Annotated in this window: 19 protein-coding genes; 12 read left to right on the forward strand and 7 right to left on the reverse strand. The window is 62.0% G+C overall.

Annotation, left to right across the window (positions count from 1 at the left end):
• Positions 1 to 28: 28 nt before the first annotated feature.
• Both AB8B02_RS03745 and AB8B02_RS03750 read right to left on the reverse strand, forming a co-directional pair.
• Positions 29 to 1,255 (reverse strand): ABC transporter substrate-binding protein, encoded by a 1,227-nt coding sequence (locus AB8B02_RS03745; protein WP_439063145.1) that lies wholly within the window; start codon positions 1,253 to 1,255, stop codon positions 29 to 31.
• Between the two features lie 449 nt (positions 1,256 to 1,704).
• Positions 1,705 to 2,376 carry a MarR family winged helix-turn-helix transcriptional regulator gene (locus AB8B02_RS03750; protein WP_158596773.1) on the reverse strand — a complete coding sequence of 224 codons (672 nt, stop codon included), beginning with the start codon at positions 2,374 to 2,376 and terminating at the stop codon, positions 1,705 to 1,707.
• Between the two features lie 187 nt (positions 2,377 to 2,563).
• Here AB8B02_RS03750 and AB8B02_RS03755 point away from each other — a divergent pair, with 187 nt between their 5' ends.
• Positions 2,564 to 4,072 carry a 4-hydroxyphenylacetate 3-hydroxylase family protein gene (locus tag AB8B02_RS03755; protein WP_439063146.1) on the forward strand — a complete coding sequence of 503 codons (1,509 nt, stop codon included), beginning with the start codon at positions 2,564 to 2,566 and terminating at the stop codon, positions 4,070 to 4,072.
• A gap of 245 nt (positions 4,073 to 4,317) precedes the next feature.
• Here AB8B02_RS03755 and AB8B02_RS03760 read toward each other — a convergent pair whose 3' ends face one another.
• Entirely contained in the window at positions 4,318 to 5,517 is a 1,200-nt protein-coding gene (locus AB8B02_RS03760; RefSeq protein ID WP_439063147.1) for an amidohydrolase family protein, read from the reverse strand.
• A 49-nt stretch (positions 5,518 to 5,566) separates the two neighbouring features.
• Positions 5,567 to 6,148 (reverse strand): amino acid synthesis family protein, encoded by a 582-nt coding sequence (locus AB8B02_RS03765; RefSeq protein WP_439063148.1) that lies wholly within the window; start codon positions 6,146 to 6,148, stop codon positions 5,567 to 5,569.
• 143 nt (positions 6,149 to 6,291) lie between these two features.
• Here AB8B02_RS03765 and AB8B02_RS03770 point away from each other — a divergent pair, with 143 nt between their 5' ends.
• The 3 genes from AB8B02_RS03770 (at position 6,292) to AB8B02_RS03780 (ending at position 9,852) form a co-directional block, all read left to right on the forward strand.
• A complete protein-coding gene (locus tag AB8B02_RS03770) occupies positions 6,292 to 6,972 on the forward strand; it encodes a MarR family winged helix-turn-helix transcriptional regulator (protein ID WP_439063149.1) in 681 nt (226 codons plus the stop codon).
• A gap of 125 nt (positions 6,973 to 7,097) precedes the next feature.
• Positions 7,098 to 8,279, forward strand: a complete 1,182-nt coding sequence (locus AB8B02_RS03775; RefSeq protein ID WP_089268096.1) for an HlyD family secretion protein — start codon at positions 7,098 to 7,100, stop codon at positions 8,277 to 8,279.
• On the forward strand, positions 8,266 to 9,852 hold the full coding sequence (locus AB8B02_RS03780) for an MFS transporter (protein WP_089268035.1): 1,587 nt from the start codon (positions 8,266 to 8,268) through the stop codon (positions 9,850 to 9,852). The genes AB8B02_RS03775 and AB8B02_RS03780 overlap by 14 nt, the downstream gene beginning before the upstream one ends.
• 994 nt (positions 9,853 to 10,846) lie before the next feature.
• On the opposite strand, the gene AB8B02_RS03785 is transcribed toward AB8B02_RS03780, so the two are convergent.
• Complete coding sequence (locus tag AB8B02_RS03785) at positions 10,847 to 11,665, reverse strand: DUF2927 domain-containing protein (RefSeq protein WP_439063150.1); 819 nt, start codon at positions 11,663 to 11,665, stop codon at positions 10,847 to 10,849.
• A 105-nt stretch (positions 11,666 to 11,770) separates the two neighbouring features.
• Positions 11,771 to 12,385, reverse strand: a complete 615-nt coding sequence (locus tag AB8B02_RS03790) for a L,D-transpeptidase (protein WP_081422064.1) — start codon at positions 12,383 to 12,385, stop codon at positions 11,771 to 11,773.
• Between the two features lie 239 nt (positions 12,386 to 12,624).
• On the opposite strand from AB8B02_RS03790, the gene AB8B02_RS03795 reads away from it, so the two are divergent.
• The 3 genes from AB8B02_RS03795 to AB8B02_RS03805 all read left to right on the forward strand — a co-directional run bounded on the left by AB8B02_RS03795 (position 12,625) and on the right by AB8B02_RS03805 (position 14,848).
• Positions 12,625 to 14,166: an acetolactate synthase large subunit gene (locus AB8B02_RS03795; protein ID WP_089268028.1), complete on the forward strand. Its 1,542-nt coding sequence runs from the start codon at positions 12,625 to 12,627 to the stop codon at positions 14,164 to 14,166.
• Between the two features lie 236 nt (positions 14,167 to 14,402).
• Entirely contained in the window at positions 14,403 to 14,621 is a 219-nt protein-coding gene (locus tag AB8B02_RS03800) for a hypothetical protein (RefSeq protein WP_068737424.1), read from the forward strand.
• Positions 14,622 to 14,638: 17 nt separating this feature from the next.
• Positions 14,639 to 14,848: a hypothetical protein gene (locus tag AB8B02_RS03805; RefSeq protein ID WP_139285955.1), complete on the forward strand. Its 210-nt coding sequence runs from the start codon at positions 14,639 to 14,641 to the stop codon at positions 14,846 to 14,848.
• A gap of 15 nt (positions 14,849 to 14,863) precedes the next feature.
• Here the strand turns inward: AB8B02_RS03805 and AB8B02_RS03810 are convergent, their stop codons facing one another.
• Positions 14,864 to 15,742, reverse strand: a complete 879-nt coding sequence (locus AB8B02_RS03810) for an AraC family transcriptional regulator (RefSeq protein ID WP_210269248.1) — start codon at positions 15,740 to 15,742, stop codon at positions 14,864 to 14,866.
• Positions 15,743 to 15,885: 143 nt separating this feature from the next.
• Here AB8B02_RS03810 and AB8B02_RS03815 point away from each other — a divergent pair, with 143 nt between their 5' ends.
• From AB8B02_RS03815 to AB8B02_RS03835, 5 genes are all read left to right on the forward strand, one after another.
• Entirely contained in the window at positions 15,886 to 16,815 is a 930-nt protein-coding gene (locus tag AB8B02_RS03815) for a 2-hydroxyacid dehydrogenase (RefSeq protein WP_439063151.1), read from the forward strand.
• Between the two features lie 161 nt (positions 16,816 to 16,976).
• A complete protein-coding gene (locus tag AB8B02_RS03820; RefSeq protein ID WP_439063152.1) occupies positions 16,977 to 18,563 on the forward strand; it encodes an ABC transporter substrate-binding protein in 1,587 nt (528 codons plus the stop codon).
• Positions 18,564 to 18,603: 40 nt separating this feature from the next.
• On the forward strand, positions 18,604 to 20,190 hold the full coding sequence (locus AB8B02_RS03825) for an ABC transporter substrate-binding protein (RefSeq protein ID WP_093761080.1): 1,587 nt from the start codon (positions 18,604 to 18,606) through the stop codon (positions 20,188 to 20,190).
• Positions 20,191 to 20,291: 101 nt separating this feature from the next.
• Positions 20,292 to 21,878, forward strand: a complete 1,587-nt coding sequence (locus AB8B02_RS03830; protein ID WP_093761078.1) for an ABC transporter substrate-binding protein — start codon at positions 20,292 to 20,294, stop codon at positions 21,876 to 21,878.
• A complete protein-coding gene (locus AB8B02_RS03835) occupies positions 21,875 to 22,897 on the forward strand; it encodes an ABC transporter permease (RefSeq protein ID WP_439063153.1) in 1,023 nt (340 codons plus the stop codon). Before AB8B02_RS03830 ends, AB8B02_RS03835 begins: the two co-directional genes overlap by 4 nt.
• Positions 22,898 to 22,901 lie beyond the last annotated feature (4 nt).

The raw sequence follows: 22,901 nt of genomic DNA on the forward strand, positions 1-22,901 counted from the left end.
GCCGCAGCGGCGTAGATGGTGCGGAAGATCAGCAGGCCGGGTGGCCGGGCGCGGAGCTGCAGCCCTTGACCTTGGTGTCCCAGGCGCCGTTCTGGCCCTGCAGCACGTAGAAGGCCTTGATCGCGTCGCCGTCGTCATTGAAGCCGATCGGGCCGCCGAGACCGGCAAAGCCTTCGAGCTTGGCAAGATGATCGCGGATCTTGGTGCGGTCGGCTTCGAGATCGGCCGGCTTGCCGGTGACGCCAGTCTTCTTGATCGCGTCGATATACATCGAGACGATCTCGTAGATGTTGGCGTCATACATCGAGGGTTCGATGTCCTTCGGCAGGCCCGATTCCTTGCGCAGCAGCGGCGTCAGGGTGGCCGTGAATTTCTCGGGTGCCGGGCCCGTCATGGTGGCGTAGAAGGTCGCGGGCGCGATCACCGGGATTTCCGGCGCAGCCTTGAGAATCGCTGATGAGATCAGCTGGGTGGCGCCGACGACCGGCTTGATCAGACCCTGCCGCTTCATTTCGCGCAGCACGGTGATGGCCTGGCTGTAATCGGCGCTGACAACGACGCCGTCGGGATTGAGGGCCTTCAGCTTGGTGACCTGTGCGGAGACGTCGAGGTCGCCGGTATTGAACGACAGCAGATCGTTCTCGTTGGCGACGGTGATGTCATTGGCCTTCAGCACGGCAGGCATGATCACCTTGCCGACCGTGGACGCCGTGGCGTCCTTGGCGTCGAAGATCACGGCGACGGTCTTGATGTTGAAGGCCTTCTTGTAGAAGGGCACGGTGGTCTTGGCGAGCACGCCTTCGTCGATGGTGTTACGGAACGCCCACGGACGGTTGAGCTTCGTCACGCCCGGCTTCGAGGAGGCCTGCGAGGTGGAGACCACCTTCATTTCATTGGCGACCGGGAACGTCACTTCGGCGGCGCTCGAGGTGAGCGGGCCGGCGACCGCGAGAACCTTTTCGTCGCCGGCCAGTTTGCGCAGCGAGCTTGCGGCCTGCGCCGGCTTGGCGGCGTCGTCGAGAATGGTGATCTTCAGCTTCGCGCCATTGATGCCGCCGGCATCGTTGGTCTGCTGTTCCAGCATCTTCAGCGTCACGGTGTTGCTGCGGCCCCACTCGGCGAACGGACCGGAGCTCGGCACCACCGCGCCGATGGCGATTTCCTGCGCCCATGCCTGACCGCCAACCATGGCGGAGAGCGTGACGGCGGCAACTGTGCCCAATACGCGCGGCAAATTCGATTTGATCCGTGACATCGACGATCGTCCTCTTCTGCTGATGCTTTTGCTGCAGTGATCCGCAGCATAATCCAGATAAAGATTTCTATGCACGCCATGTGCCATCGCCGGCTGTGACAGCGGAATGACAGCGTTGGTTGGATCGTCCAATAAATTTCAGGCTTTGACAATCGTCATTCTGAGTATCTTTATAAAATAGTTCTCTTAAGAAGCTAATTTATGCGGCAGTGCGGCCCGGAAATGCAGCAATTCGAAGCTGGCGGGAATGCGCGCAATTGCCTGTTTCACGGGTGTTAGGTGTTGCGGGCGCGTCGCGGCTGATTCCCGCGTCGCCCTTGGGCGGGCGGGGGCTACGCTCCCCCCGGTGCCGTTTTGTCGCAGCAATGGCGACGCGGGCAGTGGCTATCCCCGGCGCCTTAGCCGGGTGCAACCGCCGGTCCTGACGCGGGTCAGATTGCAGGCCGGATTCAGCCCTTGCGCGGCTTGCCGCGCTTGGCGACGGCGATCGATTGGGCCTCGGGCGAGAGCTGCTTCACATTGGTGTCGGCCAGATAACGCTGCAACGCAATGGCGCGGTCGCTGGAATCGACGAGCCGCTGCACCATGTCCAGCAACTGGTGGAATTCCCGGGTGCCGAGGCAGCCGAACTGCACGTCGTTCACCTGCGCTTGAGTCGGCGCCAGTCGCTCCAGCAATTCGGCGCCATGCGGCGTCACCACGAGGCTGATGCGGCGGCGGTCGCCGGTGTGTGAGGTCTTGGTGATCAGCCCTTTGGTTTCGAGCTTGTTGGTCACGGTGGTGACGAAGGCGCCGCTCAGATGTAGGTGGTCGGCGACGGCGCGCACATGGACGTCGCCTTGCGCCGACAGGTGCCGGATCGAAATCAAGGTCGTGTATTCGATGCCGGCGAGGCCGATGACGGCGGCGTGGCCTTCGCGCAAGGTCTGGTGGCGGACCAGAAAGCCGAACAGGCTATGGACGAGGCGGCGGAACTGGGCGTCCGAGCCGTCCACAAGTAGCTCCGGACGGGAGACCGTCAATGCGGCGCGGGACGCCGGCCGGCCTGTGGCAGGCTTCTTGCTGATCTCCTTGCCAACTGATTTGCCGATCGAAGTGGAGCGCGCTGCGGATTTGGCCACGTGATGATCCCATGTATCAAAACTTGACCGAGCTTGGCGGCTTCGCGCGGTAATTGCAATCGCGACGAATGATGCAAGTGTGCGAATGCCACAGGTCCGCTTGACAACGGATTTAAAATAGCTTCGGATGATAGCTATTAATAGTGATGACCGGCACGCGGCCGGCAGCAGGTGACGGAGAAAAGTGATGAACAAGGCATTTGGATCCGGGGCGGCAGTTGCCGGCGTCAAGACTGGCGCCCAGCATGTCGCCGCTGTGCGCGACGGCCGTGCGGTCTATCTCGACGGCAAGAAGGTCGATGACGTCTCGACCCATCCGGCCTATCGCCATGCGGTCGCCTCGGCTGGCGCGCTGTATGACTATCAGGCCGACCCCGCCAATATCGAACGCATGACCTTCGATATCGGTGGCGGCCGCCGCGTCAATCGCGCCTGGCAATTGCCGACGAGCTACGCGGAACTGGTCGAACGCCGCAAGGCGCTGGTGGAATGGGCCGAACTGTCCGGCGGCTTCCTCGGCCGCTCGCCCGATCACGTGGCCTCGTCCATGTCCGGCATGATGATGGGCATCGAGGTGTTCGACAATTACGATCCGAAACGCGCGCAGGCGTTCCGCGACTGGTACGACTACGCCCGCAAGAGCGACCTGTTCCTGACCTATGTGATCAACAACGTGCAGGGCGATCGCTCCAAGGCGTTCGGCGATCAGGGCAAGAATGCGCAGGACATGGTGGCGCGCATCGTCGACGAGGATGCGTCGGGCATCACCATCCGCGGCGCAAAACTGTTCGCCACGTCAGCCATCATGGCCAATGAGATCTTCGTCGGCTCCGGCCAGCCGCTGCGGCCGGGCGAGGAGCATCTGGCGTTCTCCTGCGCGCTGCCGATGGGGACCAAGGGCCTCAAGATGCTGTCGCGCAAGAGCTTCGAGGCGCATGCCTTGAGCGAATACGACAACCCGCTGGCCTATCGCTATGACGAGAACGACGCGCTGGTGTTCTTCGACGACGTGAAAGTGCCGTGGGAGCGCGTGTTCCTGCTGCGCAACACCGATATGTGCCGCGCCCAGCTCCATGACACACCGGCGCATGTGTATCAGAACTATCAGGCGCAGATCCGCCTCTCGGTGAAGCTGCGTTTCCTGGTCGGCCTCGCGCGCGGCATCGCCAAGACCATCGGCACCATCAATTTCCCGCCCGTGGTCGATACGCTCGGCAAGCTCGCCTCGCAGGCGGCGCTGATCGAGGGCATGGTGCTCGGCATGGAAGCCGGCGGCGCGATGCGCGGCGATTATTTCCTCCCCAACAAGCATCTGCTCTATGCGGCGCAGGTGCAGTCGCAGGAGATGTATCCGCAGATCATCAGCGCCATCCGCGAACTTGCCGGTGGCGCGCTGTTGATGTTGCCGTCCTCGGTGGATGACTTCAGCAATCCGGAGATCGCGGACATTATCGGGCTGACCCAAATCTCGCCGGCGATGTCGGGCCAGGACCGCGTCAAGCTGTTGAAGCTGACCTGGGACGCCGTCGGCTCCGAATTCGCCTCGCGCCATCTGCAATATGAGATGTTCTATGCCGGTGCCCAGTTCGTCACCCGCGGCCACAGCTACCGCACCTATGACTGGGAGCGCGCGGCGGGCATGGCGGAGAAGATGACGGCGAAATACGATCTGCCGGAGTTCAAGGGCAGCAACTAAAGCGCAGTCGCTTCCTTAACCTCTCCCCGTCCTTTACGGGGAGAGGTCGCCGCGTCTTCGCGGCGGGTGAGGGGCCATTCTCGGTGTTCAATGCAAGCGCAGTATGTGCAGTTCGGAGAACGTGCCGATCTGCGAGGGATTAATTGCGGCGAGTCTTGTGCCCTGCCCCTCACCCTACCCCTCTCCCCGTGCAGAACGGGGAGAGGGAGCTTGCAGCGCTTGTCGCGACTCCAGCGTAAATCCAATCAATGCGCCGCCGCGCCCGAGAAATCCCGCGGCAATCTCGTCTCTGCCACGCGCACATTCCGCATACCCGCTGGCGTGTTCCGGCTGCGGCCGACAAAGCGCGGCACGGCGTCGGTGATCACGGCGCTGACGGCGGGCACGTCGCCATTCACGAGCGCCGACAGCGCATCGTCCTGCGAGCCGCCGGCACAGGCGTCGATCAGCACCACGTCGGCATCCTTGCCGGGTTTCAGGAACCCACTGTTGAGCCGGTAGACCGTTGCATTGTTCCCCGTCGCCGCGGCGATCGCCTGTTCCGGCGGCATGCCGCCGAGACTCGCCAGATGGCTGATGGTGTAGAACATGCCGAGCGGCATGATCCCGCTGCCGGTCGGCGTATCCGTCGCGATCAGCAGGCGCTCCGGCTGTTTGGCCTCGTCGAGCAGCTTCGCCGTCAGAAGGGCGGTGCGCAGATTGCCGGCGGTGCAGAGCTGTAGCGCGATGTCGCTCTCATTGACGAGCCGCGCAAAGCCGGCTTCCGGCATCGCCACCGGTCCGCCATTGACGTGAAACGACACGCTCGGATTCGATTTCAGCACATGTTCGGCCCAGATGCCGGACGAGCCGGGGATCGATGAGCCGCCGGTATGCATGGTGGTGACCATGCCGAGCTTGCGTGCGGCGAGCATCAAGGGCGCATAGTCGAACGGTGTCTCGAATGCGCCGAAGCCGGCCTTGGCAAGCCACAAGCCGGCCTTCACCAGTTCTTCCAGATCGGCCTCTGTCAGTCCCGGCTCGAGGATGATCGAGCCGGCATGCACGCGCATGCCGCCGGGGCGATAGTCGAGGAAACAGGCACGTGCGGCGAGCGCCAGCGCCTTGACGCCCGCAGGATCCTTGGGGCGGCCGGGCACGTGCACTTCCGACGCCGTGATGGACGTTGTCGTGCCGCCATGCACGTAGCTTTCGAGATAGCCGACCACGCGCTGCCTTGGCGTGTAATCGCCGAAGGTGATGTGGACGTGGCTGTCGATCAGGCCGGGGATCGCCGTGGTGCCGGCGGCGTCGATCACCACATCGGCCGATGACACCTGGTCCGATGACAGCGTGCCGATCGCGCTGATGCGGCCGTCCTGCATCAGGATGCCGTCGCCGTCGGCGAACGGCGCCTTGAGATCACCGGTGACGATGGTGCCGATATTGACGATGGCCGTTTTCATACCCGTCTCCGCAATCTCAAGGCCGTCCAAGGCCGCACAAAGCCGCAGCCTAGCGCAAGCCGTCCTTGCCGCCGATATCCCTGGCATTCAACCCGCCGACCCGCGCATTGAGCCGCCCGCGATTGGCGAGACAGACGATCAGCGCGACTTCATCAGTGGCAGGCGCATCGGGTGGCAGCGTCACCGAGATGCCGTCGTAATGCGAGCGGACATAGAGCGCGTCCTTGTGCGCCAGGGGAACGTCGATCAGGCAGCCGGGAGCGGCGAGCTTGGTGAAGGAGGGGATCCACGCTTCGGCGCCGCCCACGGCCTCGCGCAGCGGCGTCGCGAAAGTCGTGGTCAGCATCGCATTGGCATGTTCGAGTTCGCCGCCGAGGCCAACGACGCCGCCTTTGCCGTAGCTCTCCACCTTGTACGATCCCATCGCCTCGACGGCGAGCTTCGCCAGCACGGCGCCGACATCGACGCTGGCGGCAATTGCCTCGGCGAGGTCTTCGACATAGCGTCCGGCATAGGGATTGGCGACGATGGCCACGGCGGCGACGCGGCGCAGCGGCTGGTCATGCCGGTGGCCGGCCTCGACCTCCTTGTGGTCGGTGAAGCAGAGCAGGCGCCTGATATCGAGTTTCATGATGTTCTCCCGTCAGATTTGGCGCCGATCCTGACCCAGTAAATGCATTTGATCAATAGCTTCGTTAAGAAGGTATGCAGAATCGCTTGACGAAGCAGGGGGCGCCAGCCAATCCTGTAGCGGATCGTTCACTGGGAAGCGGTATGTCTCGTTCCAAGGTTGCGCCGCTCTCCAAGACGCCGGCACTGCGTAAATCCGAAAAGCCCGCGGTGAAGACGGGAGCCAAAGCCGCGCTCAAGGCCAAACTTCCGGCCCCGGCGCTGACCACCTCGCGCAAGGCGCTGCTGGTCGATGGCTCCGATCATGCATTCCGGCAACTCGTGCACACATTGCTGGCGTTCCTCGCGCGTCACGAGACCGTGCGTGAGGGGCATGCCGCCGCGATCGGCTTGGCGGGGATCGAATACACCGTGCTGATCTCGGTCAAATATCTGGCCGCTGAAGGCGACGTCAGCGTGCGCGAACTCGCAGCGCATCTGCATCTCAGCGGCGCTTTCGTCACCACGGTGTCCAACAAGCTGCAGCAGATGGGATTGCTCGACAAGCTCGTCGATCCCGCCGATCGCCGGCGTCTGCGTCTCATGGTGACACAGGCCGGCGATGCGCTGCTCGCAAGCCTCAATCCGACGCAGCGTCAGGTCAACGACGTGCAATTCGATTGTCTCAACGCGGACGAATTTCATCAATTGCTGGGGAGCGTCGAGCGACTCGTCGAATCCAGCGAGCGCGCCATTGCGCTGCAACGCTATCTGCAGCCGCGTGGTCTGGATACTCCGGCGCCATCTGATGGCGGCGACAAACCGGCACGCCGCAAAAAGATATAAATCTGCGGTCTTTGGTACGAATCGAACCCGAATGCTGCGGCACCGGTATGGATTGCCGATATCGGGCGATTGAATCGGGTGCGACGACATGAGACATAATGTCACTCAGTCGCTGCGAGGAAGACATGTCCCAGCTTGATGCATCCCCAACGCCGCAACCGGCGCCGTCACAACCTGTTGCACCGACACCTGCGCAACCGGCTGCGCAACCGCCCGCACAGCCTGCGGCGTTGACGCCAGCACAGCAGGCGTGGCGTCGTCTTGCGATTCCGCTGCTGGCCGTTGCTGCCGCGGTTGTCTTCATCGTTCTGGCCACCACCCGCTGGGACATCTGGATGGGCAACCGCGCGGTGCAAACCACCAACGATGCCTATATCCGCGCGCAGACGACGCGGCTGTCGAGCCGCGTGGCCGGTGCCGTGAAAGCCGTGCCGGTGAACGACTTCCAGCACGTCAAAGCCGGCGATCTGCTGATCCAGATCGATCCCGCGGATTACGAGGCGCAGGTAGCGCAAGCCGAAGCCGGCGTCGCCGGTGCGCAGGCGGCGCTGGACAATCTCGCCAACCAGGTCGAGCTGCAATACGCCACCATCGCGCAGGCCGAGGCGCAGCGCGTGTCGGCGCAGGCGATGGAAGTGCAGGCGCAACAGGAGCGGGAACGTCAGGCTTCGCTGACGCAGACCGAAGCCGGCACGCGGCAGCGCTTCGAGCAGGCGACCGCCGCCTATGCCAAGGCGCAGGCCGATGTAAAGGCGAGCGGGGCCGTCATCGCCGCCCAGAAGCATCAGCTCGAAGTCCTTGCCGGCACGCGCAAGCAGCGCGCCGCCGATCTGCTCGGCGCCAAGGCGACCCTCGATGCCGCCAGACTACGCCTCGGTTATACGAAGATCGTCGCGCCCTTCGATGGCGTGGTCAGCGAGCGTCAGGTGCAGCCGGGCGATTATGTGAATATCGGCTCCAGCCTGATCAGCATCGTGCCGCTGCCCGACGTCTATGTCATCGCCAATTTCAAGGAAACGCAGCTCACGCGTGTGAAGCCCGGCCAGCCCGTCGATATCGTGGTCGATACGTTCTCGGCGGAGACCCTGCGCGGCCGTGTCGAGCGGGTCTCGCCGGCGTCGGGATCGCAATTCGCTTTGCTGCCGCCGGATAACGCCACCGGCAACTTCACCAAGGTCGTGCAGCGCGTGCCGGTCCGCATCACGCTCGACAAGGGACAGCCGCTGCTCGACCGGTTGCTGCCGGGCATGTCGGTAACCGCCAGCATCAACACCGACGCGCCGGCGGCCGGCAATGGCGGAAAGTAAGGTCATCGAAAGCGGCCCGGTCTCGACCGGGGGCGTTTCGCACCATCCGATCTTTGCGGTCGGCGCGGTGCTGCTCGGCGCATTCCTCGCCAATTTCGATACGCGTATCTTCTCCATCGGCCTCGCCGATCTGCGCGGGGCGCTGGGGCTGAGTTTCGACGAAGGCGCGTGGCTCTCCACCGCCGGCACCGCGTCGCAGATCTTCATCGCGCCGGCGGTGGCCTGGATGGCCACCGTGTTCGGGCTCCGCCGCGTGCTCGGCATTCCCGCTCTGGTCTATGCGGCGATCTCGCTGGTGATCCCGCTGGTGCGCGACTACAATCTGCTGCTGGTGCTGAACATCGTGCACGGCATGCTGCTTGGCACCTTCGTGCCGGCAACGCTGCTGATCATCTTTCGCAATCTGCCGATGAAGTGGTGGCTACCGGCCATTGCGATCTATTCCATTCGCGTCGGCTTCTCGCTCAATTCCGGCACCGCGCTGGTCGGCTTCTATGTCAGCCACATCGGCTGGCAATGGATGTTCTGGCAGGATGTCATCATCGCGCCGCTGCTGGCGCTGTTCGTCTGGCTCGGCACACCGCGCGAGCCGATCAACCGCTTCGTGCTGTGCGAGGCGGATTGGGGCGGCATGCTCTTGCTCGGCACCGGCATGGCGATGATCTATGCCGGGCTCGATCAGGGCAACCGGCTGGACTGGCTGGGTTCGGGTACCGTGGTGGCGCTGCTTGGCGGCGGCACGGTCCTGACCGTCGGCTTCTTCATCAATGAGTCGGTGGTCAAACGGCCATGGGCGCATGCCGAGGTGCTGCTGTCGCGCAATATCGGTCTCGCGCTGCTGACGATCATTCTCTACACCATGACCAGCCTGTCCAATTCATCGTTGGCGCCGAATTTTCTCACCAACATCGCGCTGTTGCGGCCGGAGCAGTCCGGCATGTTGTTTCTGCTCTATGCCGTCGTGCCGATGATCGTGCTGGTGCCGCTGTCGATCTGGCTCATTCGCTACTACGACGTGAAGCTGACGCTGATCATTGGCCTTGCGGCATTCGCCGCCGCCGCCCTCCTGGGCACGCAGCTCACCCATGAATGGGCGCTTGGCGATTTCATCCCGATGGTGATGTTGCAGTCGCTTGGGCAGAGCTTCACGCTGCTGCCCATCGTGATCATCGCACTGTCGAATTCCGATCCGTCGCGTGCCACCGCCTTTGCGGCCTATATCCAGGTCTTCCGACTCGGCGGCGCCGAGATCGGCATCGCGCTGATGGGCACCTGGCTGCGCGTGCGCGAGCAGATCCATTCGAATCTGCTCGGCCAGCATGTCGCCAGCGGCGATGCCGATGTCGTCGGCATTCTTGCCAAACTCACCGGCCGCTTCGCCAGCCATGGTGAGGGTCTCGCACAAGCGCGCGGCATCGGCACGCTCGCAAGCCTCGTGCAGCGCGAGGCCAATACGCTGGCCTATATCGACGGCTTTTGGCTCACCTTCTGGTTCGCGATGGCAGCGCTGATCGTCGTGTCGCTGATCGGTAATGCGCCGAAGGGCCCGTTCACGCCGAAGCCGCGGGGGTGAGGGGACGAGGCGACCTCACTCGTCATTCCGGGGCGTGCGTCGCCGGCGAAGCCGGCAGAGCACGAACCCGGAATCTCGGACTGTTTTGCGCTGAACATGCTGGGATTCCGGGTTCGCCTGCGCGAAGGCGCGCAGTCGCCCCGGAATGACGTGTGTGGGGCGGCAAGACAGCGCCAAACATTTTTTCCTATATCCCGTTGACACCATCCCTATCAGGTTTATATTCCCCTTCGTCCTGCCCCACCGAGAGGGGCGATCGCGATCGTCACGTTCGCGGGGCAGGATGCGGTGGACGCCGGAGATGCGGCGTCACGCGGTTCATGGGTGACGTCTGTCTTCGGGCAGGACGGATCTGCGCCAGCACTGCCACTGGCAAGGAGACGGCCGACCTTCGGATGGAAAGACCCCTGGACAGTGTGACGGACGACCAAATCGAAACGCGTTCGGCCAAGTGCTTTGCGGCTACCCTGTCCCTCCGCCCGGGACATTAATTTTGGTGATGGGACCGTTCGCCATGGCAGATGTGCAGGCAACCGAAAAAACACCGTAGGCGGAACGTCGGGCACTTGCTCGGCGCCTCCGAAAGTCCTGATGCACTCTAAATTGCGGAGTACCGCATTCGCATCAGGCCCAAGGGTGCAACGGGCACCCGGCGTTCCGCACGCCCTCTCACAAGGGGGCGGGAATGCAAACCACGACGGCGCCCCCGCGCCGCAAACAATGGGGGCGATGACGCATGTCTGGAGAGAAGTGGCTGTTTGACAGTTGAATCTGTGAATGACGCGCAGGCGTTTGTGGCATCCCTCCCCCTTGCGGGGAGGGTCGGCCGAACGAGGCGATGCGCAGCATCGACGAAGTGGAGGCCGGGGTGGGGGTGCCACGAGCGACGCCCTCACGTGGGGCACCCCACCCGTCACGTTTGTTCGCTTCGCTCTCAAACGCGCCACCCTCCCCGCTGCGCGCGGCTTCGCCGCGCTTGAGGGAGGGAGAAGAATCAATCCTGCAGCTCGTTCACCTTGCTCACCCAGATACGCACGTCAGTGAGCACCTGCGGCAGCACGTCCTTGACCTCCTGCACGGTCATGCCGGCCTTGATGCGGGGATCGTAGAGGATGTTGAGGATGTACTGGTCGTAGACGTCGAAGAAGCCCATCTGGACGTTGTCGTTGAACATCGTCCACGGCACCGTACTGGTATCGTTGATCGGGCCCAGCGACTGCAGCAATTCCTCATAGGCGCAATCGAGAAAGACGAAGTCGCCATTGTCGACGGTGAGGATCACGTCGGAGCGTTCGATCTCAAAGGCCTCGTTCTTGCGGAAGCCGGACAGGCATTGCGGGTCCAGGGAGTCGCGGATCTCGTTGGCCCGGTCGGTGCCATAGAAGGTCGAGATGGTGCGATAGAGATCGCGGTCGCGCACCAGCTTCACCAGTACATTGGCGTCGTCGCGGTTGTCCGCCATGGCGATGTTGAGATGCTGCACCCGGCGCGCGATGTCGGTCACAACCTTGGCGATTTGAGCCTTGCGGTCGGCACGGCCCTCGGCGAAGACCCGCACCGGAAGCTCATATTTGCGGATGCGGTCGACGCGGCCGGCGAGGTGATACTCGGCGCCAAAGGCGGTCTTGAAAAAACCGTCGATGATCTCGCTGTCGGTAAAGGTCTTCTTCTCGGTGCGCTGGCGCGCGGTAACGGCGGGCGGCTCGCTCGCACCGGCATAAGACGGCTGCGGCACGAAGGCGGTCAAAGACGCTAGCGCCAGCAGCGCGGCAATCGTCCGGACGAGGAATCGATCTGGTGTCGGGGCGGGCATTATTACTCAAGTTCTCGCAATGCGCGTATTTGCGCAAGCGTTCAGTGCCGCCCCCGCGGACAATTCGAAGGCTTCCCGCAGGAAGCCTTCGTTCTCAGGTCAAGCTCAGTTCTTGACGATGACCGTCGCGCCGACCGAGACGCGGTTATAGAGATCGGTGACATCGTCATTGGTCATGCGGAAGCATCCCGAGGACACGGCCTGCCCGATGGTCTCCGGCTCGTTCGAGCCGTGGATGCGATACAGCGTCGAGCCGAGATACATGGCGCGGGCGCCGAGCGGGTTGTCGATGCCGCCGGGCATGTGGCGGGGCAGGTCGGGCCGGCGGGCGAGCATCTGGGCCGGCGGGGTCCAGCTCGGCCATTCCTTCTTGGCGGTGACGCGGTGGACGCCGCCCCAGCGGAAGCCGTCGCGGCCGACGCCGATGCCGTAGCGCAGCGCCTGGCCGCCCGGCTGCACGAGATAGAGCCGGCGCTCGGCGGTGTTCACGACGATGGTCCCCGGGGCGTAATTGCTGTGGAAGCCGACGGTCTGGCGCTGGATCGGGCCGGAGCTATTGCCGCCGCCATTGCCGAAATTGGAGAAGAAGTTGGAGAGCGACGGGCCGTCGTCGACCTCGAAGTCCTGCGCCGGCGGTTGGTTGCGAACGCGTGCATCGGCAGGAAACGCAATTGTGGTGAACGCGGCTGCGGCAAAAAAGAGAGCAAAAAGGCGCTTCATCATGGTCCTCGCCAGAAAAAATTGAGGCCCAAGACAGGCCATAAATCGCCCCGATCCGCAACCCACGGCCGTGTGAGGACAGCCCGGATGGAGCGATAATAACCGGCGTTCAGCCCGCCCCGCGGCCCTCACAACGAAGCCTTGCGTTCCGACCCTTTGACGGGCCCTCCGAACAATGGTTCATCAGCCCCCGAGATCAAGAAACCGAGATACGACCCTGAATCAAACGGAGTGAGACGATGAACGGTGCGGAAAGCCTGGTGCGGACATTGGTGGCGGGCAATGTGGATGTCTGCTTTGCCAATCCGGGAACGTCGGAAATGCATTTCGTTGCGGCGCTCGACCGCGTCGAAGGCATGCGCTGCGTGCTCGGCCTGTTCGAAGGCGTCGTCACCGGCGCGGCGGATGGCTACTTCCGTATGAAGGGCACCCCGGCCTCGACGCTGCTGCATCTCGGTCCCGGCCTCGCCAATGGCCTTGCCAACCTGCACAATGCCAAGAAGGCCAATTCGGGCATCGTCAACATCGTCGGCCAGCATGCCGTCTATCACATCGAATACAACGCGCCGCTGACCTCGGACATCGAGGGCCTCGCCCGTCCGATGTCGCAGTGGGTGCACACCTCGCCGGATTCCAAGTCGGTGGCCAAGGACGGCGCCGCAGCAATTGCTGCCGCCAAGGATCGCCAGATCGCGACGCTGATCCTGCCCGCTGACACCGCATGGGGCGCGGCCGATGGTGTGGCGCCGGTGCCTGCCGAGAAGCAGAGCGCCGGCTATTCGGCACAGGCCGTCGAGACTGCCGCCAGGATCATGAAGGACGGTGGCGCCTCGACCCTGCTGCTGATGACCGGCCAGGGGCTGACCGAAAAGGGCCTGGCGCTGGCCGAGCAGATCGCCGGCAAGACCGGCTGCAAGGTGATGGGCCAGACCTACAATCCGCGCATGGCGCGCGGCCGTGGCCGCTTCTCCATCGATCGCATTCCCTATGTGATCGAAGCCGCACTTCCGCTGCTGAAGGACTTCAAGAACATCGTGCTGGTGGAAGCCAACGATCCCGTCGCCTTCTTCGCCTATCCGAACAAGCCGAGCATGCTGAAGCCGGAAGGCTGCGAAGTGCATCGCATCACCGCCGGCGGCGAGAACTCGATCGCTGCGCTCGAAGCACTGGCCGGCGCGCTCGGCGCCAAGCCGTCGGATGTGAAGCCGCAGAAGCTCGCCGAACTGGTGAAGCCGACCGGCGCGCTGAACCACACCACGATTGCGCAGGCGATTGCCTATGCGATCCCGGAAAACGCCATCATGGTCGATGAGTCGTTGACCACCGGTCGCGGATTCTTCCCGCCGACCGCAGCGGCCGCGCCGCATGACTGGCTGCAGAACATGGGTGGCTCGATCGGCTTCTCGACCCCGGTCGCCACCGGCGCCGCCGTGGCCTGCCCGGACCGCAAGGTGATCTGCATGGTCGGTGACGGCAGCGCGATGTACACGCTGCAGTCGCTGTGGACCCAGGCCCGCGAAGAGCTCGACATCACCACCATCGTGTTCGCCAACCGCAAATATCAAATCCTGCTCGGCGAATTCGCCGGCGTCGATGCCGGCGAGCCCGGCCAGCGCGCCCTCGATATGCTCAACCTCGATCGCCCGACGCTCGACTGGGTGTCGCTCGCCAAGGGCATGGGCGTCCCCGGCGTCTCGGTGTCGAACGTCGACGACTTCAACAAGGCGCTCGCCAACGCGATCGCTGCGAAGGGTCCGAAGCTGATCGAAGTGGTGATGTGAGCAGCGGCTGAGCCGTAGCTGGCAAAATACCCCGCTACCAAGTGGGGTCCCTGCCAAATAGAGAAAGGCTCCGGATCACTCCGGAGCCTTTTTTCGGCGCAACTCCACGCAGCGCTTTCTCCGGTAGGGATTGTGCTCTGCAACCTGGGCGCATCGGGAACAATAGTTGTGAACATCGCGTTGCAGAGGGACAGCTACCGCACAGACAAGTTATTTCAGCGCACTCATAAGATCAGATGGCAAAAAATCGTTGGGACGACGAACAGATTGAAATTTTGAAAGGGCTTATCGCGCGTAAAGTATCGCTGGCCAGAGCCGCGGTGATCATGAAACGACCGCAGAGTTCCGTACAGATCCAGGCGCGCCGACTGGGAGCACCGTTCCCCGGTGTTCGAGCGACCAAGGCGCGGTTGAAGGCCCAAATCGATGAAGCCGAGAAGAAAGCGTTGCGGTGAAAAGCGCGATTGAGCTTGTGGTTGCCGCCTATGTCGACACAAACCAGCTAAGTGCGTTGCAAGATCTCAAGGTGCATCGCGAAACGCTGGCGGCGTCCGTCCGCAACAGAATGGACTTCAATTTCGGCGTACTGCTCGGGCAGCTCGACGACGACATCCGCGAAATCGAAGCCGGTATTCGCCGATTGCGTGCTTCGATGGAAGCGCGGCCAGCGGTCGAGTCCTAAGCTGGTGCGCGTCGGTTACGTTGCCAAGTCCTCCGTCTGTTCGCTCCAGCGCAGATAGTCGCGTGGTGAAATTCCCATCGAGCGACGGAACATGGCGCTGAAGGCACTTGGACTATCATAGCCGAGATCGAGCGCTACATTGGTCACCGGTTCGCGCATGGTCAGGCGCGACAGCGCTTCCATCAATCGCACCTGCTGGCGCCATTCGGCGAAGCTCATGCCGGTCTCGCGGCGAAACAGCCGTGTCAGCGTCCGTCGGCCGAGGCCGCCGATCTGCGACCAGGATTCCAGATCCTGATTGTTGCCGGGCTCGCGCAGGATCGCTTCACAGATACGCGCGAGGCGGCGGTCCTGCGGCATTGGCGCGCGCAGCGGTACGGCGGGCATGCGCCCGATTTCGGCAAGCATCAAATTCATGATTTGCCCTTCGCGGCCATCCATATCGTATTCGGTCGGGAAGGTGACGGCCTCGTTGAGCAGCGCGCGTACCAGCGACGACACTTCCATCAATTGACACGAGGTCGGCAGGCCGACCGTCGCGTCGGGTTCGACATAGAGCGTACGCAGCTGCACGGTGCCCCAGCAGCGGCTTTGATGGACAACGCCGGGCGGGATCCACAGCGCGTGCTGCGGCGATACGGTCCAGCTGCCGGTCTCGGTGATCACGGTCATGACCCCGGTCAGGCCGTGGAGAAATTGCGCGCGGCGGTGGCTGTGCCGGACGCCGACGCCGCCCGAGGAGAATTCAGCGGCCATCGCAACCACCGGGCGCTGTGCGGCCTGGAGTGCGTCGGCGCGGCGGCCGCTGGCCTCGAAGCCGGAAAAACTCACCATGGCCGGCGGCGCGACGCGCTGGCGCGGCGTGTTGCACGAAATTGAAGAGATATGGCCCATACGCGACAAATCCTGACCCTGTGAAGACGGAGATGATGCGCCGACATCGTACCCTAGGATAGAGGTTTTGAGCGCATCGTTCCGGACGTTGCCATTCTCAAAGCAGGCTTCATGCCACTAGCAGAAACACACGCAGGAATTTGATGACCCGCATTACTCTCATGACAACCCTGTCCAACACGATGGGCTTCCTAGAGGACCATCTGAAGCGGGCGGTTCCCGGCGCAGTCGTGACCACTTGGCCGGAAAACGGCGCGCTGGACGGGGAAGTCGTGGTCTGCTGGAAGCCGCCCGCGGGCGTGATGGCGACCATGCCGAACTTGCGGCTGATCCATTCGATTGCGGCTGGCGTGGACAATGTGCTGTCAGACACGGCACTGCCGAAGCTGCCGCTCTGCCGGATCGTCGATCCGCTGCTGGGCAAGGCGATGGCCGAATATGTGCTGTGGGGCACGCTGTATTTTCATCGCGAATTCGACCGCGTCTCCATCAATGCCCGCAATGGGCACTGGCATCGCTACGATCAGGTCGCGGCCGCCGACAAGCGCGTCGGCATTCTCGGCCTCGGCACCCTCGGAATCCAGGCTGCCACGCTGCTGAAATCGGTCGGCTACAAGGTCTCCGGCTGGTCGCGCTCCGCAAAACAGGTCGAGGGTGTGGACGTCTTCGCCGGAGACGCCGCGCTCGACGATTTCCTGGCGCAGACCGACATCCTGGTCTGCCTGCTGCCGCTAACGCAGAGCACGATGGGAATCCTGAATGCCGACCGCTTCGCCCGCCTCCCGAAAGGGGCGGCACTTATTCTCTGCAGCCGAGGCGAGCATCTGAACGTTCCAGACCTCGTTGCCTCATTGCGATCGGGTCATCTGCGCGGCGCGATTCTTGACGTGTTCGACAAAGAGCCACTGCAGCCCGACAATCCGCTGTGGACGGAGCCGGGTATTCTGGTGACGCCGCATATGGCCGGATTGGCCAAACCGCGCGTCATTGCCGACCAGATTGCCGAGAATATCCGCCGTCTCAAGGCCGGAGAGATTCTACTCAACCGCGTCGATCCGGCACTGGGATACTGAATGCCTGCTCATTCACGGAACATGTTCGGTTCTCAGACAATGCCGGCCCGATCGCGATGATGATCGGCCCGGCGACGGCGGCGGCTTGAATTTTGCAAGCTCATCCTTGCGCGTCAGTGCAACCCTGACGTTCAACCCTCTGGATCCATCGGGAGAGCTGAATGAATCGACGTGAGTTTGCGAAATTGCTGGGTCTGAGCGCTACGGCGCTGTCGGGCATCCCGCTCGGCATCACCCGCGCCACGGGGCAGACCAGAGGCGGTACGCTCAATACGATCATTCAGCCCGAACCGCCGATCCTGGTCACGGCGATCAATCAGCAACAGCCGACCCTCACCGTCGGCGGCAAACTCTATGAGAGCCTGCTGCGTTACGATTTCGATCTCAAGCCGATTCCCGGCCTCGCCAAATCCTGGGAGGTTTCGCCGGACGGGCTGACCTACACATTCAAGCTGTTCCCGAACATCACGTTTCACGACGGCAAGCCGCTGACGTCGGAAGACGTGATTTTCACCATGACCAAGGTGCTGATGGAAACCCATGCGCGCGGTCGCGTGACATTTGCGCGTATTGCGAAGGCGGAAGCGCCCGATCCACTGACGGTGATCTTCACGCTGAAGTCGCCCTTCGCGCCGTTCCTGACGTCGCTGGATTGCACCACGGCGCCGATCCTGCCGAAGCACATCTATGAGGGGACCGACTATCGCAAGAATCCCGCCAATGCGCAGGCAATCGGCTGCGGTCCGTTCAAGCTCAAGGAATGGGTCAAGGGATCGCACATTCATTTTGTCCGGCACGAAGGTTATCATCGGCCGGGCGAGCCCTGTCTCGACGAAATCATCTATCGCGCGATCCCCGATGGTGCGTCGCGTACCGTGGCGCTCGAGCAGGGCAAGGTGCAGCTGACGCAGTGGGGCGATATCGAATTCTTCGAGGTGCCGCGGCTGTCGAAACTGCCGAATTACGAGGTGTCCACCAAGGGCTACGAGTTCTTTGCGCCGCATCAATGGATTGAACTCAATAATCGCATCAAGCCGATGGACGACAAGCGTTTTCGTCAGGCCGTGATGCATGCGATAGACCGCAAGGCGATGCTGCAGCGAATCTATTTCGGGCTTGGCAAGCTGGCGACCGGCCCCATCTCGTCGAAGACACGGTTCTACGACAAGAACGTCAAAACTTACGACTACTCCGTCGACAAGGCGAAAGCGCTGCTCGACGAGATGGGCCTGAAGCCGGGCTCTGACGGCAAGCGCGTCACGCTGCGCTATCTGATCTCGCCGGTCAGCGAGGCCAATACGCGCGCCGCCGAGTTCCTGCGCCAGTCACTCGGGCGCGTCGGCATCGATCTGCAATTGCAGACAACCGATATCGCCGGCTGGGCGCAAAAGTTCGCCGATTGGGATTACGATATGACCGCCAACCTGGTCTACCAGTTCGGCGATCCCGCACTCGGTGTGGCGCGCACTTACATCACATCGAATATCAAGAAGGGCATCCTGTTCTCGAACACCGCCGGTTATTCCAATCCGGAAGTTGATCGCCTGTTCGAAGAAGCAGCCGTGGCGACATCCGATGACAAGCGGCAGGAGCTTTATAGTCAGGTCCAGAGAATTCTCGTTGAGGATGTTCCGGTGGTCTGGACGTTCGAGCAGGACTATCCGAACTTCATCGACAAGCGGCTGAAGAACGTGTTGTCGACGGCGATCGGGGTGCACGAGACATTCGGGGCGGTGAGTTTCGGATGACGTTGAACGCTTTAAATATCTTTGCTACAAAGGAATTAAGATGAACAGACGTGAATTCGCGAAGCTATTGGGTTTGAGTGCGACGGCGCTTTCGGGAATTCCTCTCGGCGTCACCCGCGCCGTCGGTCAGACCAAGGGCGGCACGCTCAATACGATCATCCAGCCCGAGCCGCCGATCCTGGTGACGGCGCTCAACCAGCAGCAGCCGACACTGACGCTGGGCGGCAAGATCTATGAGAGCCTGCTCCGCTACGGCGCCGATCTCAAGCCGCTGCCTGGTCTCGCTGAGTCCTGGACCGTTTCACCCGATGGCCTCGTCTATACGTTCAAGCTGTTTCCAGGCATCACCTTCCATGACGGCAAGCCGCTGACCTCGGAAGACGTGGTGTTCTCGGTGACCAAGGTCCTCGTTGAAACCCATGCGCGTGCGCGCGGCACCTTCCTGCGCATCGAAAAGGCTGAAGCGCCCGATCCACTCACAGTGGTGTTCACGCTGAAGGCGCCGTTCGCGCCGTTCCTCAATTCGTTCGATTGCACCACAGCGCCGATCGTGCCGAAGCACATCTATGACGGCACCGATTTTCGCAAGAACCCTGCCAATGCGCAGGCGATCGGCTCGGGCCCGTTCAAGCTCAAGGAATGGGTCAAGGGCTCACACGTTCATCTCGTCAAGCACGAGGGTTATTACCGCAAGGGCGAGCCGCACCTCGACGAAATTATCTACCGCGTCATTCCGGACGGCGCATCGCGCGCCGTCGCGCTCGAACAGGGCAAAGTCCAATTGACGCAGTGGACCGACGTCGAACTGTTCGACGTCGCGCGTCTCTCGAAGCTGCCCAATGTCGAAATGACCACCAAGGGCTACGAGTTCTTTGCGCCGCATTTCTGGCTAGAGTTCAATCTTCGCACTAAGCCGATGGACGACAAGCGCTTCCGTCAGGCTGTGATGTTCGCGGTCGATCGCAAAGCGCTGCTGCAACGCGTGTTCTTCAATCTCGGGAAGGTGGCGACCGGACCCGTTTCGTCGAAGACCCGGTTCTACGAAAAAGATGTCAAGCAGTACGACTACTCGCTGGACAAGGCGAAAGCCCTGCTCGACGAGATGGGCCTGAAGCCCGGTGCTGACGGCAAGCGTGTCAGCATCAAATTCCTGGTTCCGCCCTATGGCGAAATCTGGCAGCGCTCGGCCGAATTCTTCAAGCAATCGCTCGGTCGTGTCGGCATCGATCTGCAACTGGAAAATCTCGATCTCGCCGGCTGGGCCGAGCGTACCAGCAACTGGAATTACGAGATGACCTGTAATCTGCTTTACCAATTCGGCGATCCGGCGCTGGGCGTGTCGCGCAGTTACATCACGGCGAATATCCGCAAGGGTATTCTGTTCTCAAATATCGCGGGCTATTCCAATCCGGAAGTAGACCGGCTATTCGAGGAAGCCGCCGTGGCGACCTCTGACGCAAAACGTCAGGAACTCTACACGGCCGTGCAGAAAATTGTCGTAGAAGAAGTCCCGATCGCATGGATGGTCGAGCAAGACTTCCCCAACTTCATCGACAAGCGGTTGAAGAACGTCATCACCACCGGCATCGGTGTGCACGAGACTTTTGGAGCCGTGACGCTCGGTTGAAGCCGAAGTTACTGAAAGTCGCTTGATGGCTTGGCTGTAGCCGGACGTGCAAGCGTCCGGCTACAGCCACTGTCAGGCGTCAATGTTTAAAGGAAGAGGCTATGAATAGACGTGAATTCGCGAAGCTGATGGGCGTGAGCGCGGTTGCGCTCTCGGGTATCCCCCTCGGCATCACCCGTGCCGCTGGCCAGACCAAAGGCGGCACGTTGAACACGATCATTCAGCCAGAGCCTCCGATTCTCGTCACTGCACTGAACCAGCAGCAGCCAACGCTGACCCTGGGCGGCAAGATCTATGAGAGCCTGCTGCGTTACAGCCCCGATCTCAAGCCGCTTCCCGGTCTCGCACAGTCGTGGGAAGTGTCGCCGGACGGCCTGACCTATACGTTCAAGCTGTTTCCGGGCATCACCTTCCACGACGGCAAGCCGCTGACGGCGGACGACGTCATCTTCTCGATGACCAAGCTGCTGCCGGAGACCCATGCGCGTGCGCGCGGGATTTACTCGCGTATCGAAAAAGCAGACGCGCCGGATCCGCTCACCGTGGTGTTCAAGTTGAAGTCGACCTTTGCACCGTTCCTGACCGCGCTCGACTGCACCACCGGTCCAATCGTGCCCAAGCATATCTATGACGGCACCGAATATCGCAAGAACCCGGCCAATGCACAGGCGATCGGCTCAGGCCCGTTCAAGCTCAAGGAATGGGTGAAGGGCTCGCATGTTCATCTCATCAAGCACGAAGGCTATTACCGCAAGGATCAGCCGTATCTCGACGAAATCATCTATCGCATCATTCCCGACTCAGCTTCGCGCGCTGTCGCGCTGGAACAGGGCAAGATCCAGCTGACGCAGTGGAACGACATCGAAATGTTCGATGTCGCGCGGCTGTCGAAGCTGCCGAATTTCGAGATGACCACCAAGGGCTACGAATATTTCGCCCCGCACCAGTGGCTCGAGCTCAACAACCGCATCAAGCCGATGGACGACAAACGTTTCCGTCAGGCTATTGCCTATGCGCTCGATCTGAAATCGATGGCACAGCGCGTTTACTTTGGTCTGCCCAAGGTTGCGACCGGTCCGGTGTCGTCGGCGACCAGGTTCTACGAGAAAGACGTCAAGCGTTACGATTACTCGCTGGACAAGGCGAAGGCGCTGCTCGACGAGATGGGGCTCAAGCCGGGTGCCGGCGGCAAACGCGTCACCATCAAGTATCTCACCCCGCCTTATGGTGAAATCTATCAGCGCGCGGCCGAGTTCATTCGCCAGTCGCTCGGCCGCGTCGGCATCGATGTGCAGATCGAGAACACCGACGTCGGTGGCTGGGCGGAGAAGTTCAGCAACTGGGACTACGAGATGACCGGCAATCTGGTCTATCAGTTCGGCGATCCCGCGCTCGGCGTGTCGCGCACCTACATCTCGTCGAATATCAAGAAGGGCATCCTATTCTCGAACACGGCAGGCTATTCCAATCCGGAAGTCGACCGTCTGTTCGAAGAGGCTGCAACCTCGACCTCCGAGGCCAAGCGTCAGGAACTCTACAGCCAGGTGCAGAAGATCCTGGTCGAGGACGTGCCGGTGGTCTGGATGTTCGAGCAGGCCTATCCCACCTTCATCGACAAGCGCCTCAAGAACGTGACTACAACAGCGATCGGCGTGCATGAATCGTTCAGCGACGTGAGCTTCGGATGACGGTGGTATCGGTCAATGCAAAAGGCGGTCGCGTGTTCGCGATCGCCCTCGCGCTTGCGGGGTGGTTTGTCAAATTCGTAGCCGTCGTCTTGGTCATTGCGACCTTCAACTTTATTCTCGTTCATGCCGCACCTGGCGATCCCGCGCAGGTGATTGCCGGCCAGAGCGGCGCCTCCGACGAAAAGCTTCTGGCGCAGCTGCGCGCTGAATATGGGCTCGATAAACCCTATCCAATTCAGCTCGCCACCTATCTGAAGCGCGTCGTGACGCTCGACCTGGGCTATTCCTATCGCCAGCAGCGCACCGTAGCATCGCTCATTCTCGAGCGCTTGCCAGCGACGCTGCTGCTGACAGCGACGGCTTTCACCCTCGCGTTGCTGTCCGGGATCATTCTGGGCACACTGGCCGGTGTTCGTGCTGGCAAGTGGTCAGATACGTTGCTGACGATCGTGTCGTTGCTCCTGTATGCGACGCCGGTGTTCTGGCTTGGCCTGATGCTGGTGTTGCTGTTCTCGGTGCAACTCGATTGGCTGCCGGCCTTCGGCTATGTCACCATCGGCGTGCCGATGACGACACTGCAGCGCATGGGCGATATCGGGATGCATCTGATCCTGCCGGCAGTGTCGCTCGCAGCGGTGTATCTCGCGATCTACACGCGCCTGATGCGTTCGTCGGTGCTCGATGTGACCCATCAGGATTTCATCAAGACCGCCAAGGCCAAGGGCCTGAAGCAGGGCCGCATCATCATTCGCCATATCCTGCGCAATGCGATGCTGCCCATCGTGACTGTCGCAGGTATGCAGGCCGGTGCGCTGGTTGGCGGTGCGGTGGTGATCGAGACCGTGTTCGCCTGGCCGGGTCTCGGCCGTCTCATCTATGACGCGCTGTTGCAGCGCGACTATCCGGTGTTGCTGGGCGTGTTCCTGGTGATGTCGGTGATCGTGATTGCGCTCAATCTTCTCACCGATGCGATCTACCGGGTGATCGATCCACGCGTCTCCGTGCGTGCGGCATCGTGAACGG

This window comes from Tardiphaga sp. 862_B3_N4_1 (genome assembly GCF_051811085.1).
Lineage (GTDB): Bacteria > Pseudomonadota > Alphaproteobacteria > Rhizobiales > Xanthobacteraceae > Tardiphaga > Tardiphaga robiniae.